16 protein-coding genes are annotated in these 13,562 nt (G+C 61.8%); 6 read left to right on the top strand and 10 right to left on the bottom strand.

Annotated features, from left to right (window positions below):
• Position 1: 1 nt before the first annotated feature.
• The 8 genes from QOM08_RS21810 to QOM08_RS21775 form a co-directional block, all read right to left on the bottom strand.
• A complete protein-coding gene (locus tag QOM08_RS21810; protein ID WP_047226990.1) occupies positions 2-1,066 on the bottom strand; it encodes an imelysin family protein in 1,065 nt (354 codons plus the stop codon).
• A gap of 29 nt (positions 1,067-1,095) precedes the next feature.
• The gene (locus tag QOM08_RS21805) at positions 1,096-2,523 is read right to left on the bottom strand and encodes a di-heme oxidoredictase family protein (protein ID WP_410479095.1); all 1,428 of its coding nucleotides are present in this window, start codon (positions 2,521-2,523) and stop codon (positions 1,096-1,098) included.
• A 202-nt stretch (positions 2,524-2,725) separates the two neighbouring features.
• Positions 2,726-4,066 (bottom strand): sensor histidine kinase, encoded by a 1,341-nt coding sequence (locus QOM08_RS21800; protein ID WP_139049330.1) that lies wholly within the window; start codon positions 4,064-4,066, stop codon positions 2,726-2,728.
• A gap of 67 nt (positions 4,067-4,133) precedes the next feature.
• The gene (locus tag QOM08_RS21795; protein ID WP_047226986.1) at positions 4,134-4,580 is read right to left on the bottom strand and encodes a Spy/CpxP family protein refolding chaperone; all 447 of its coding nucleotides are present in this window, start codon (positions 4,578-4,580) and stop codon (positions 4,134-4,136) included.
• A gap of 253 nt (positions 4,581-4,833) precedes the next feature.
• The gene (locus QOM08_RS21790) at positions 4,834-5,511 is read right to left on the bottom strand and encodes a response regulator transcription factor (RefSeq protein ID WP_047226985.1); all 678 of its coding nucleotides are present in this window, start codon (positions 5,509-5,511) and stop codon (positions 4,834-4,836) included.
• Between the two features lie 7 nt (positions 5,512-5,518).
• Entirely contained in the window at positions 5,519-5,929 is a 411-nt protein-coding gene (locus tag QOM08_RS21785) for a translation initiation factor 2 (protein ID WP_047226984.1), read from the bottom strand.
• Positions 5,930-6,036: 107 nt separating this feature from the next.
• Positions 6,037-6,336, bottom strand: a complete 300-nt coding sequence (locus QOM08_RS21780) for a YciI family protein (RefSeq protein ID WP_107321994.1) — start codon at positions 6,334-6,336, stop codon at positions 6,037-6,039.
• Between the two features lies 1 nt (position 6,337).
• Entirely contained in the window at positions 6,338-6,934 is a 597-nt protein-coding gene (locus tag QOM08_RS21775) for a septation protein A (protein WP_047227122.1), read from the bottom strand.
• 87 nt (positions 6,935-7,021) lie between these two features.
• Here QOM08_RS21775 and QOM08_RS21770 point away from each other — a divergent pair, with 87 nt between their 5' ends.
• From QOM08_RS21770 to rluB, 6 genes are all read left to right on the top strand, one after another.
• On the top strand, positions 7,022-7,885 hold the full coding sequence (locus QOM08_RS21770; protein ID WP_139049332.1) for a PHP domain-containing protein: 864 nt from the start codon (positions 7,022-7,024) through the stop codon (positions 7,883-7,885).
• Positions 7,886-7,898: 13 nt separating this feature from the next.
• On the top strand, positions 7,899-8,528 hold the full coding sequence (locus tag QOM08_RS21765) for an L-threonylcarbamoyladenylate synthase (RefSeq protein WP_047226981.1): 630 nt from the start codon (positions 7,899-7,901) through the stop codon (positions 8,526-8,528).
• 132 nt (positions 8,529-8,660) lie between these two features.
• Positions 8,661-9,359 (top strand): segregation and condensation protein A, encoded by a 699-nt coding sequence (locus QOM08_RS21760; RefSeq protein ID WP_160893268.1) that lies wholly within the window; start codon positions 8,661-8,663, stop codon positions 9,357-9,359.
• 11 nt (positions 9,360-9,370) lie between these two features.
• Positions 9,371-10,330 carry an SMC-Scp complex subunit ScpB gene (gene scpB, locus QOM08_RS21755; RefSeq protein WP_316912116.1) on the top strand — a complete coding sequence of 320 codons (960 nt, stop codon included), beginning with the start codon at positions 9,371-9,373 and terminating at the stop codon, positions 10,328-10,330.
• Positions 10,331-10,465: 135 nt separating this feature from the next.
• A complete protein-coding gene (locus tag QOM08_RS21750; RefSeq protein WP_047226978.1) occupies positions 10,466-10,657 on the top strand; it encodes a DUF1289 domain-containing protein in 192 nt (63 codons plus the stop codon).
• Between the two features lie 142 nt (positions 10,658-10,799).
• Positions 10,800-12,035: a 23S rRNA pseudouridine(2605) synthase RluB gene (gene rluB / locus QOM08_RS21745; protein WP_316912115.1), complete on the top strand. Its 1,236-nt coding sequence runs from the start codon at positions 10,800-10,802 to the stop codon at positions 12,033-12,035.
• A gap of 220 nt (positions 12,036-12,255) precedes the next feature.
• Here rluB and QOM08_RS21740 read toward each other — a convergent pair whose 3' ends face one another.
• Together QOM08_RS21740 and QOM08_RS21735 are read right to left on the bottom strand one after the other, a co-directional pair.
• A complete protein-coding gene (locus tag QOM08_RS21740; RefSeq protein ID WP_107321996.1) occupies positions 12,256-13,221 on the bottom strand; it encodes a leucyl aminopeptidase in 966 nt (321 codons plus the stop codon).
• 90 nt (positions 13,222-13,311) lie between these two features.
• Positions 13,312-13,449, bottom strand: coding sequence for a hypothetical protein (locus tag QOM08_RS21735; protein WP_003178782.1), 138 nt, complete (start codon positions 13,447-13,449; stop codon positions 13,312-13,314).
• Positions 13,450-13,562: the final 113 nt, after the last annotated feature.

Below are 13,562 nucleotides of genomic sequence, written 5' to 3'. Positions count from 1 at the left end.
ATCAGTCACCGTCGTTGGCATTGAAGCCCAATTGAATGCCCAGCGCCTTGGCCAATTCGCCTTCGTGCAGGCGATGGACAACGTTGAGGCTGTCGTACAGTTCGTTGAGTTGCTGGCGTCCGGCGTCGTCAGCGAGCATTTCGACCAGCGAGCGCTGGCTGTCGGCGAACAGTTTCAACGAGGTGTCGTAGGCCGCGTCGATCTTGTCGGCCAAGGGTTTCTGTTCGCTTGGCAACAGGCTGCGCAGGCCCTTGTTATCCACGCCGACCCAGACGGTCCTGGCCGCGCTCAGGCTGGCTTGCAGGCCTTGCAGCGACGACTGGCTGCGCCAGGCATCGGCCTGGAACGGTTGTGGTACGCCCTTGCTCTGGCGGCCCATCGGCGTGCCAAGTTTCTTCTTCAAGGTGTCCAGGGCAGTGACCTGGACCCGCAGCAAATCGGCGATCGCTTCGTGGGAATCGGCGTAGCGCTCGTTCGGAAACTTGCTCATCTGGGCGAGCATGCCGTCGTTGGTATTCCAGCGCGACAGGATATCTTCGGCCAATTGCTTCTGACGTTCGCCAATGGCGATCAGCAGCGGGCAGTACTTGGCTTTTTGCGCGCTGTCGGCCATGTCGATCCTGGCGTCGAACAGCAGGTACTCATAGGCGGAGAGGCCTTGGACCACAACGCTGGACTTGGCCAGACCGGCAACGTCGATCTGCGGCTGGTTATTGACCAGTTGCTCGACCTGACGGCCCACCAGGTTTTTCTTGTCCGGCCAGAACTGCACCTGCCAGGCGCGATTGCCCTCGGCCAACGGGCCGATCAGCAGTGGTTGCAACTCGGCCCAGGCTTTTTGTGCCTTGAGAAAGTCGGCGCGGGCGGTCTCCAGGTTTTCCTTGCCCTGGCAGAAGGCCAGGGCGCTGGTTGCCAGTTGCCGGTCAGCCTCGACCCAGCGGCTGTAGGTGGGCAGGATCACTTGCTTGGCGATGGCCGCTGAGGTGACCGCTTGCGGATCCTGGGGCGAGCATGCGCCGAGGACGATGGCGGCGAGGCTGGTAAACAACAGCTTGGGACGGAACATGTCGGGCTCCCGTTTTTCGGAGAATGCGATTAAAGGGAATTCAGGAACGCCAGCAACGCAGTGCGTTGCTCGGCATTGAACGCTAGAACTTGTCGCTGCGCCGCTTGCGCTTCGCCGCCATGCCATAGCACGGCTTCGAGCAGGTTGCGCGCGCGACCGTCGTGCAAGAACTGGGTGTGACCACCGACGGCTTCGGTCAGACCGATGCCCCACAGCGGTGGGGTCCGCCAGTCACGGCCGCTGGCCTTGAATTCGCTGCGGTTGTCGGCCAGGCCTTCGCCCATGTCGTGCAACAGCAGATCGGTGTAGGGGCGAATGACCTGATTCGCCAGTTCCGGTTCGGCAGCGTTGGCGGACGTGGTGTACTTCGGGGTGTGGCACGACTGGCAGCCGGCCTGGAAAAACAGATTCTTGCCGGCCAGCACCTGGGGCGAGTTCACCTCGCGCCGGGCCGGTACGGCGAGGTTGCGGCTGTAGAACAGCACCAGGCGCAGAATGTTGTCGCTGACTTCCGGCTCGCCATCGGCGCCGTTGCCGTTCGGGGCGCGCTTGCAGTCGACCTGGGCCTGGGTGCAATCGTCGAAGGGGCGCAGGCTTGTCGTCAGGCCCATGTCACCGGAAAAGGCGTGGACGTTCTGCTGATTGAGGTTCGGCTGGCCGGCCTTCCAGCCGAAACGCCCCAATACGGTCTTTTGCTGGACATCGTCCCAGACCTGGTTCGGCCGGCCGACGATACCGTTGTTCTCCCGCGCCTGGGCTTGGGCGTTGGCCAGGATAGCTTCATCGGGAATCGCTTCGAGCAGCCCCAGGCCGATCATCGGCGGTGCGACGCGGGCCGAAAAGCGTGTGTCGGGGTGCATCGGGCCATAGCCCAGTTGGGTGATCTGCAGTTGCGGCTTGCGCAGTTCTACGACGGTGCCGTCGTCGAAGCGCACCGGGACTGGCGTGTAATCGACCCGCACCTTGCCTTCGGGGACAACGCCGGGCACGGACATGTCCTGCAATTGCCCGCCATAGGTCGGCTCCGGCACCACCCCCAGTTGTTCAATGACCTTGGCGTAGGCCGGGGCATCGGGAATCGACAGGCGCACCAGCATCGACACCGCGCTGGCCGCGTCCGGTGCCGGCGGATGGCCGCGACCGTCCTTGACGTGACAGTTCTGGCAGGCGTTGGTATTGAACAATGGCCCCAGACCGTCCCGTGCGGTGGTGGTCGAGGGCGCGATCACCCAGGGGCTACGGAAAAAACTGTTGCCCACGGCGAAGTCCACGCGCCGCGAAGGTGGCAGGTTGGCCGAGGGCAGGGAAAAGGCGTTCTGATCACTCTTGCGTACCGTCGCAGCGCCACCGGACCGGGCTTCGCCGGGTTCGGCCTGGGTAAAACGCGGGGCGTCATCGCAGGCACTCAGGCCCAGGGCCATGAACAGAGCGCATAAGCGAAGAGGCAACGACGGCATCGGACTTCCTGGAAGAGGAGTGAAACGAGGGCGCAAAGTCTAACAGGGCGCAGGGGTTTGAATAAGAGGAATTATCGTTTGGTTTGATGCGGGGGCAGTTCGGTCTGTGGGAGCAAAGCTTGCTTGCGATAGAGGCGCGTCGATTTCTGAAACATCGCGTCGCGTCCATCGCGGGCAAGCCTTGCTCCCACCATGCGCAGGCTTAGGGCTGAACGACCGCCCCCGGCACCAACGGCAGTTCCAGACTCGCGATGAACCCGCCCTCGGGGTGATTGGCCAACACCAGCGCGCCGCCATGACGCTCGGCGGCGCGGCGGGCGATGGCCAGGCCCAGGCCATGGCCGGCGGCGGTCTGGCCGGGGGCGCGGTAGAACGGTTCGCCCAACTGGCCCAGGTGTTCGGCCTCCACCCCCGGTCCGTGATCGCGCACGCTGACCATGATCCGCTCTCCTTGGCGCAGCGCGCGGACTTCGATCGGTTGACCGACCGGATTGAAACGCTGGGCGTTGCGCAGCAGGTTATCCAGGGCCCGTTCAATCATGGTCGGCCAACCTTTGAGGGTCAGGTTCGGTTCAACGTCCAATTGCACGCTTTGTTCTGGAGAGGCCAGCTGTGTGTCTTTTTGCAGGGTAACCAGCAGATCGTTGAGGTCCACCTCTTCAGCGCTGGCGTTGTCGGCATCGACCCGGGCCAACACCAGGATTTCGCTGATCAGCGCTTCCAGGCGATCACATTCGCGGGTCAGGCGCGGCCAGAGCTTTTCCCGCTCCTCGGGGCTGGCCCGTTCCGCCAGCGCCAGGGCAATGCGCAGTCGGGCCAAGGGCGAGCGCAATTCGTGGGACACATCCCGCAGTAATTGGCGCTGGCTGGCGATCAGGCTTTGCAGGCGCGCGCCCATGCGGTTGAAGTCGGTGGCCAGCACACCAAATTCATCCCGGCGATTGGCCAGTTTGGCGAGGCTGTTTTGCTGGTAGGTGGTCTGCCCCAAATCATGCACTGCACCGCGCAGGCGGCTCAACGGACGGGTAATGGACAGGGTCACCAACAGGCTGAACAACGTCAGCACCACCAACGCGATCCCCAGCGCACTCAGAGGCCAGAGCAGGCTGCCGCGATGCCAGGCATCCAGTTCGGGGTGGGGTATGCGGTAGATGAACAGGTAAGTGTCGCCGGTTTTGGCGCTGGTGAACTCGTCGGTCAAGCGCCGCCAGGGCAGGCGTCGGTCGTTGTCGTTCTGTCGCGCTTCGAAGGCCTGTGCTCGACGCGGGAAAGTGCCGCGTACCACTGGGGCACCGCTCTCGTTAAGCACCTGGACGTTGATGTGATACTGATGCTTGCGTTGTTGCAGGATCTGCTCGGCGGCGTCTTCGCCCTGGCTTTCGAAGGTTTGTGTCCACTCTTCGGCCAGGGTGTTGAGGCCCGGATGGCGGCTGAGGATCCAGGCGTCCTGGTTCAGCATGTGGCCCAGCAGAATCGAAAGCCCTGCAACCAGGGCGATGGCCAGCCAGAAACTGGCCAGGATGCGCCAAAACAGTGAACGCACGATCAATCCTCGAAAAACAAAGAAAGCCCAACGGCGATTGGCCGTTGGGCTGGGGTGCTTCAGCGCATTATTGCGCCTTTTGCGGTTGTTGCGCTTTCCAGGCCTTGAACTCGGCCCACTCGGCCCGACGCTCGGCCTGCTTCTTCTGAATGGCGTCAAACTCTTTTTGCTGCTCAGGCTTCAACAACCCACGGATCTGGGCGTCGACTTTTTCGTGCCGGGCGGCCATTTCATCTTTCATGGCTTTCTGATCGGCTGGCGACAGTTTGGCCAGGTACTTTTCTACCAGTTCGCGGCGCTCGTGGCGCTGTTCGCCCATGATCTTGCGGATCTGCTGGCGTTGTTCGCGGCTCAGGTCCAATTGGCTGTACGGACCTTTGTCGTGCATCTGGCCGCCATGACGCGGGCCATCCATCGGGCCCATTGGTCCCATCGGGCCGGCGCCTTCAGGCATGGCCATCGCGACGGTAGGCAGGGCAGCAGCGAACATCAGAGCGATGAGGGTCTTGCGCATGGTGTATCTCCTTGTCTCGTTCCCGGTCAGTTCCGGATGAGTTCAGGTTACGCAGATCAAGGTCAGCGGCGGTCAGGGGTGGGTAAAGCTTGGGTAAAGACGTTTTGATGCAGGCCTGACAAATCTGCAGGACCGAGCGCAAAGCCCTGTGGGGGCAAGGCTTGCCCGCCATGAAGATAACGCGGTCTCTAAGGGAACCAAGGCGCCTGCATCGCGAGCGATGCTTTGCGCCCACAGCCCAGCGGCGCAGCGCTTAAAGGCTGTAGTAATAACCCCGGCTACGCAGAGCCACGATGCGTGGGCGACCGTCGGCGTGCGGGCCGATTTTCTTGCGCAGGTTGCTTACATGCATATCGAGGCTACGGTCGTACAGGGTCAGCTTGCGTCCCAGGGCGATCTGCGCCAGTTCCTGCTTGTCCAGTGGCTCGCCCGGCTGCTTGAGCAGCGCTTCGAGCAGGCGGCTTTCGGAAACAGTGAGGGTCTGCTCCTGCTCATCGATGCTGACCACGCCTCGCACCGGGCTGAAGGTCAGGTCGCCCAGTTCGATCTGGCTGGACACCGCCGTCGGATGACTGCGGCGCAAGACCGCGCGCAGGCGGGCGGTCAGTTCCCGTGGATCGCAGGGTTTTGCCAGGTAATCGTCGGCCCCCAGTTCCAGGCCCAGGATGCGATCCAGCGGTTCGCCACGGGCCGAGAGCATCAGCACCGGCAGCTCCGGATGATCGTTGCGCAACTGCTTGAGCAGTTCCAGGCCGCTGCCGTCGGGCAGCATCACATCCAGCACCACCGCCGCCGGGGCGGTTTCGGCCAAGGCCTTGCGGGCGCTATGGCCATCGTGACAGGCCCGGACCAGAAAACCTTCCTGACCCAGCCAACTGCCGAGGAGCTCACACAGCTCCTGGTCATCATCAATCAGTAACAGCTCGCTCATGACTCACTCAATTTAGCCATTGCCGACGTTGTCTACGTCCACCGCTGGCAAAGATACCGCAGAGCAGGGCCAATAGCGCTACCCCGGCACCAATGACGAACCACTGCTGCTGATCGGTCAGCAGGCGTGGCAGGGGGCTGGCCTGGGCTTCCTTGAGTTGCAGCTTCAGACGCTGGTTCTCCTGGCGCAATCGACTCACCAGCGCGCTCTCGCGTTCGCTGTTGGCGTTTTGCAGTTGCTGGGTCAGTTCCTCGCGCATGCGTTCGCTGTTTTTCAAGCGTTGCTGCAATTCGGTGATCTGACTGCCTGCGCTCAAGGACAAGGGCGTCGAATGACTGCCGTCGGTGCTTTCTTCCCCATGGGCGGGAGCCCCGATCACCAACATGACCCCTAACAGGCACAGCGGACCTTTGCGCATTGCAACTCCTGAATTCCAATCGAGATTAGACAGGTTGTCGGCAGGTAAACGAGAACAATGAGCGATTGAGCGCAATGAGCCGCGAAGGCTCATCACGCATCGGGATGTTAAGGCAGGACTTGCTTGAACGGCTTGACCACGACATTGGCGTAGACACCGGCGGCCACGAACGGATCGGCTTCGGCCCAGGCTTGCGCCGCGGCCAGGGAATCGAACTCGGCGACGATCAGGCTGCCGGAGAAACCCGCCGCGCCGGGGTCGTTGCTGTCCACCGCCGGGTGCGGGCCCGCCAGCACGATTCGGCCTTGGGCCTTGAGCTGTTGCAGGCGCTCAAGGTGTTCAGGGCGGGCGGCCAGGCGTTTTTCCAGGGAATTGGCGACGTCGGTGGCAATGATTGCGTAGAGCATGTCAGTCCTCGGTTTTTGGCGTGGTGGTATCGGCATCGTGCAGATGACGGGACAGGTAGATGCCCTGGCCAATCAGGAACAGCAGCGTCATGCCCAGGCTGCCGAAGACCTTGAAGTCGACCCAGTAGCTCTGGAAGGTGAACGCGACGAACAGGTTGGCGGCGCCGCAGAACAGGAAAAAGCCGATCCAGGCGATGTTGAGCCGGGTCCAGATGACGTCCGGCAGGTTCAAGGCGTGGCCCATGATGCGCTTGATCAGCAGGCGATCGCCGACGAAGTGACTGCCGATGAACGCCAGGGCGAACAGCCAGTTGACCACCGGGGCTTTCCACTTAAGGAAAGTTTCGCTGTGGAAGGCCAGGGTCAGGCTGCCGAAGACGAGGCAGGCGATCAGGGTCAGCCACTGGCTTTTCTCCAGCTTGCGTTGGGCCACGAACAGGGCGCCATAGACCACCAGCGAACTGATGATCAGCATCGCGGTGGCGCTGTAGATACCGCCTACAGTCAAGGAGTGACCGGCAATGTCGACGGTCCGTGGGTCAAGTTTGTAGACGATGAAAAACAGCAGAAGCGGGATGAAGTCGATGAATTGTTTCACAGTGGCAGCCAGAAGCAGGATGTGGCGGCATAATAACAAACATCCTTGGCCGCGATAGGGCCAGCTGATTTGAGGTAACAAACTCTCGTGAATGTTGATTTGCACTGCCATAGCACGGCCTCCGATGGCGCCCTGGCGCCTGCGGTTCTGGTGGCGCGGGCGTTCGAGCACGGCGTGCGAGTCCTGGCCCTGACCGATCATGACACCCTCGAAGGCCTCGACGAGGCCCGTAGCGCGGCGACGACGCTGGGCATGCAACTGGTCAACGGGGTCGAATTGTCCTGCACCTGGGGCGGCGCGACTATTCACGTGCTGGGTTACGGTTTTGATGTAAATGCGCCGTCACTGGTCCAGGCCATTGCGCAACTGCACGACGGCCGCTGGCTGCGTGCCGAAGAGATCAGCCGCAAGCTTGCGCTAAAGGGCATGCCTGGTGCGCTTGAGGGCGCCCGGCAGATCCAGCAGGAACTGGGCGACAGTGGCAACGCCCCGGCCCGTCCGCACTTCGCGGACTGGATGGTGCGCGAAGGTTTCGTCAAGGACCGCGCCGAAGCGTTTCGCAAATGGCTGGGAGCCGGCAAGCTCGGGGACGTCAAGCAACACTGGCCGACCCTGGAAGAGACCGTCCAAACCCTGCGATCCGCCGGGGCCTGGGTCAGCCTGGCGCATCCGTGGCACTATGATTTCACCCGCAGCAAGCGCCGCCGCCTGGTGGCCGACTATATTCAAGCAGGGGGCCACGCCATCGAGGTGGTCAATGGCCATCAGCCTGCCGAGCAGGTCGGCAGCCTGGCGATTCTGGCCCGTGAGTTCGGCCTGCTGGTGACCGCCGGCAGTGATTTTCATGGCCCTGGAGGCTGGTCCGAGATAGGCGAATATCGCCCGTTGCCGGAAGATCTGCCACCACTATGGTGTAGATTCAAACATGATCCCGTTACCGCCACCGTCTGAACAGGTAGAACACGTGAGTCAATTTTTCCAGATTCATCCGGAAAACCCGCAAGCGCGCCTGATCAAACAGGCGGTGGAAATCATTCGGGGCGGTGGTGTGGTGGTCTATCCCACCGATTCCTCCTACGCCATCGGCTGTCAGATCGGCGACAAGAACGCTGTAGAGCGGGTAAGACGCCTGCGTCAGCTGGATGACAAGCACAACTTTGCGCTGATTTGCAGCGACCTGTCGCAGTTGGGCCTGTTCGCCAAGATCGACACCGGCACCTTCCGCCTGCTCAAAGCCCACCTCCCTGGGCCTTACACCTTTATTCTCAACGCCACCCGGGAAGTCCCGCGGCTGTTGCTGCACCCGAAAAAACGCACCATCGGCCTGCGGGTGCCCAGCCACCCCATTGCCCTGGCGTTGCTGGCCGAGCTGGGTGAACCGCTGATGAGCGTGACCTTGATCATGCCCGGCGAGACGGAGCCGATGAATGACCCTTACGAGATGCGCCAATTGCTCGAGCATCAGGTCGACCTGATCATCGACGGCGGTTTCGGCGGGATGAAGGCGTCCACGGTGATCAACCTGGCCGATGGCGAGCCGCAAGTGGTGCGTATCGGTTGCGGCGATCCAGCCCCGTTCCTGGTCGAGGCCTGAGTGTCCGCAGTGGAAACCGCCGTTGAGAGCGCCGACAGCCAGGCCGGCGCTCAGCAAGAGCTGCCGTTCGCCATGGTCTATGGCCAGGCGGTCATGGAAATGCCCCTGGACCTGTACATTCCGCCGGATGCGCTGGAGGTATTCCTTGAAGCCTTCGAAGGCCCGCTGGACCTGCTGCTGTACCTGATCCGTAAACAGAACATCAACATCCTCGACATCCCCGTGGCGGAAATCACCCGCCAGTACATGGGCTACGTCGAGTTGATGCAGTCGGTGCGCCTGGAACTGGCGGCCGAATACCTGGTGATGGCGGCCATGCTCGCCGAGATCAAGTCGCGAATGCTGCTGCCACGCTCGGCAGAAATCGAGGAGGAGGAAGACGATCCGCGCGCCGAACTGATCCGCCGCCTGCAGGAATACGAACGCTTCAAGGTGGCGGCCGAAGGCATTGATGGCTTGAGCCGGGTCGGGCGCGATGTGGTGGTGCCCAAGCTCGATGCACCCGAGGCGCGAGCGCGCAAATTGCTCCCGGATGTCAGCCTCGAAGAGTTGCTGATGTCCATGGCCGAGGTGCTGCGCCGGGGCGACATGTTTGAAAGTCACCAGGTCAGCCGCGAAGCCCTGTCCACCCGCGAGCGCATGAGCGATGTGCTGGAGCGGCTCAAGGGCGGCGGCTTTGTGCCCTTCGTCGAGCTGTTCACCGCCGAAGAAGGGCGGCTGGGCGTGGTGGTGACGTTTATGGCGGTCCTGGAATTGGTCAAGGAATCCTTGGTCGAGCTGGTGCAGAATGAGCCGTTCGCAGCGATCCACGTGCGGGCACGAGCCGAATAACGAGCAAATCAATGAATCTGACTGAACCCCGCGAGCTGGCGCCGTTGCTTGAAGCTTTCCTGTTGGCCTCGGGAAAACCGCAATCGATGGAGCGCTTGTTCGAACTCTTCGAAGAAGGTGAACGGCCCGAGCCGGCCGTGTTCAAGAAAGCCCTGGCGCTCCTGGGTAAGTCCTGCGAGGGGCGGGCGTTCGAACTCAAGGAAGTGGCTTCCGGCTACCGCCTGCAGATCCGCGAGAAATTTTCGCCCTGGGTCGGGCGTCTGTGGGAAGAGCGGCCTCAGCGCTATTCCCGTGCCATGCTCGAAACCATGGCATTGATCGCTTATCGCCAACCGATCACCCGAGGTGAAATCGAAGATGTGCGGGGCGTGGCGGTCAACAGCCACATCGTCAAGACGCTGCTTGAGCGCGAGTGGATCCGGGTCGTTGGCTATCGCGACGTGCCGGGTAAACCGGCGATGTTTGCCACCACCAAGGCCTTTCTCGATCACTTCAACCTCAAGAACCTCGACGACCTGCCGCCGCTGGCCGAACTGCGGGAGCTGGAACCCGAGCCGATGCTGGAATTCGACGACGCCCCGGTGCCCCAAAGCTTGCAGGAACTGGCCGACGCCAGCGCCGAGCCGGAGGAACCCAAGGAAGAAACCAGTTTCCATTCGTTGTTGCTGGAACTGGACACCATGGAAGAGGGGCTCAAGACCGATTTCGACGATCTGCTGCGTGAGGCAACGGAGCTTGACGGCGAAACGGATGAGCCCGCGCAACCGGGCAGCGAAGTTGAACTTCAGGCCGAACCTGACCCCGAACCAGAAGAAGACATTCTTGGCGTAGCCGCGGCCCGGGAAAAACTGCTGGCCGCCGTCGCCGCCCTCGAACCACGCGAACCCGAGCCTGAGCTCAGCGATGAAGAAGCCGAGGCCCGCGCCCTGGCCGAAGCGATTGAAAACGAACGACGCCAGTTCGACGATTGATCACGGCTGACGCAGCGCCGCCCCATTGTGGGAGCGAGCCTGCTCGCGATGGCGGTCTGTCAGCCAACATCATTTTTGAAGGTGAAATCGCTATCGCGAGCAGGCTCGCTCCCACATTAAGTCATGCGGTGCACCATGAGTTCCACCAAAGACCCCTGCATCAGCCTCTGCAAGTTCGACGACGACATCTGCATCGGCTGTGGCCGCAGCAAGCGCGAGATCAAAGCCTGGAAGAAACTCGACAAGGATGACAAGCGCACGGTGTTGGCCGAAGCGGCCTTGCGCCTGATCAAACTGGGCGCCACCGGTCGGCGGAAAAAACGCTGAAGGTTCGTCGATCAGCTAGTCTCTGATGCGCAAATGCCTTAACGAGCGTATGATTCGCGACCCTTTGGCGATCCCTTCGTCATAGACCCGTTTTCAAAGTGTCAGGCCACGCCTGACCCGACCACACCGGGAGGTGCCCAGAATGAAAGACCAAGACCAGAACGACAGCCAGGAAATCGGCCCAGCAGGCGAGAAACTGCAAAAAGTCCTCGCCCGTATCGGCGTCGGCTCGCGCCGCGACGTGGAAACCTGGATCACCCAGGGCCGGATCAAGGTCAACGGCAAAGATGCCACCTTGGGCCTGCGTGTCGACATGCATGACGCCATCACCATCGATGGCAAGGTGATCAAGCGCGAAGAGGCCGCCGAAACGGTGCGCCGCGTGATCATGTACAACAAACCCGACGGCGAGATCTGCACCCGTGACGACCCGGAAGGCCGTCCGACCGTGTTCGACAAAATGCCGCGTCCGAAAGAAGGCCGCTGGATCAACATCGGTCGCCTGGACATCAACACCACCGGTTTGCTGATGTTCACCACCGACGGTGAGCTGGCCAACCGCTTGATGCACCCGTCCTACGAGATGGACCGCGAATACGCCGTGCGTGTACGTGGTGAAGTCGACGACGAAATGATCGAGCGCCTGAAGGCCGGCGTTGTGCTGGAAGACGGCCCGGCGCGTTTCACCGACATCAAGCAGGCGCCCGGTGGTGAAGGCTTCAACCATTGGTACCACTGCGTGGTGATGGAAGGCCGCAACCGTGAAGTACGGCGCCTGTGGGAATCCCAGGGGCTGGTGGTCAGCCGCCTCAAGCGCGTGCGTTTCGGTCCGGTGTTCCTCAACTCCGACCTGCCGATGGGCCGCTGGCGCGAAATGAGCCAGTACGAAGTCGACATCCTGGCGGCCGAAGTCGGCCTCAAGCCGGTAGCGATGCCGCAGATGACCGCCAAGAGCAAGGACAAGCTGGAGCGCATGCAGCGTAAATCCTCGCGTCCGATGGGCAAGACCGAGCGCGTGCGTACGCTGCGTCCTGCCGCTGATGGCCCGGCCGCAGGTCCGCGTCCGTCGCGCGAGCCGCAGATCGAAGGCGAACGCCCGGCCCGCAAGCCTGCGCCACGTCAGGACGGCGAACGCGGCCCGCGCACGCCACGCCCGGCCAACGGTCGTACCGAGCGCAACGAAGGTCGCGGTGCTCCGGCCGGTCGTGGTACGCCGGTGGCGGATCGCCCGGCCGACACCAAGCGTCCGGCCAAACCCGCAGCGAAAAAGCGCCCGGGCATCGTCCTGGTCGACCGCGACGCGCCATCGGGCAAACGTCGCGGTGCCCCAGCGGGTTCGGGGCAGCGTCCGGGGTTTGGGCGTCGTAAGCCGGAGTGAGGCAGTTGTGAGGTTCTAGCTGCAAGAAAAAACGCCAACCCCTTGTGGTTGGCGTTCTTTTTGGCTTGGTTTTAGTGATGCGGTACAGATAGTCCGCCATCGCGAGCAAGCTCGCTCCCACACTGGGACGGTGTCGGTCGCAGATCTTCCATTCGCTGAAGCTCAACCGTGGGAGCGAGCTTGCTCGCGATGGCGGCATCAGCCTTACAGAAATCCCAACCTAAAGCACAAACCGCCCATCAAACATCGGCTCGTTATCCAACGCCAACACACCGCTCTCGAAAATCAGATCCAGATGATGGCTGCCCTTGGCCCCGCCACCCAGCCCCAGGTGCAGGCCGCAATGGCGCTCCTCGAAACCGGCATTGCGGGCATAGAGGCTCTTGACCCCTTCGTTGGTGCCGATGCCCAGTTCCTCGATACGCCGGTTGGACGGGTTGGCGTCCAGGTATTTATTGAAGTCGTGTTCCAGGCCCGGCACATCGCTGGCGATTTTCTGAATGGTGGAGTCTTCGATCCACAACTCCAGCGGCGATTGCAGTACGCCGTATTTGCGGGCGAACGGGATGGTGCTCAGGAAAGTGCCGACGAACTTCACCTGACCGTTAATGGTGTCGCTGTGGGTAGCGATTTCGCCGGGTGCCAGGTCGTAGTTGCCAACACCGTTGATGTCGGTCCATTTCTTGACGCTGTTGAGGGCCGTATCGAAATACGAACCGTGGTCATCCTGAAAACTCAACGTCGTTGCTTGGGACATGCGCCGGATCAGATGACTGTTGAGCCCGGCGATGCGCTGGGGAATCACGCTGAAGGTGTCGTAGAAATAGTCGCCGTAGTCCTTGAACAGCAGCGATTTCTTCCAGTTGTCCGCCATCACGCCTTGCAGCGCGCGAACAAAGTCCGGGCCGTCGGGGCGTGGGTTGGGCAGGGTGGAAGAGTCGTAGAAGAAAATGTACAGATCGCTGTCGGCAATCGCCTTGGACAGTCGCTCCGTGGATTCAAGGTCCAGGCGCATGGTGCTGAACCGGAAGGGTGAACCGCTGCCAGCCTGTTCGGCAATGGCCCCGGTCAGTGCTTCGTAGTCGGCGGTATGGCCGAGCAACACCTTGGCTGGCTGGATGCCGGCCAGGGCGGGATGATGTTCAAGGTAGTAAAGGAAATGTGAGATGGCTCGTTGCGTGTCCATGCTTATTCTTCCCTGACAGTGGTGTTTGGCTTCCCTGAAATCTGCAAAGTGGCGGAGCCGACCGGCCGGATCGCCTCCGCCGGGCGATGCTTACAGAGGCCACATCGCCGTGCCGAACGGAACAACGGCGTCGGCTTGCATCATTTCAACTGCGGCTTCGTGGGTCGGTGCTTCAAACCATTCGTCCAGTTGCAGTTCGGTTTCCAAGTCTTTGTCCAGTGCTTGCATAGTGAATCTCCTAGATGACTTTTACGGAAAATTGCGAAGTCGATTCCGCGATGGAGAACTGACCGGAAGCGGCTGCGCAAAACCTGCCGGCACGACGCCTTGGCAAGTCGCTG

Origin of the sequence: Pseudomonas sp. P105, assembly GCF_032614175.1 — a bacterium.
GTDB lineage: Bacteria > Pseudomonadota > Gammaproteobacteria > Pseudomonadales > Pseudomonadaceae > Aquipseudomonas > Aquipseudomonas rhizophila.
Note: the sequence above shows the minus strand (reverse complement) of the source record. Positions and strands in the feature narration are given on the sequence as shown.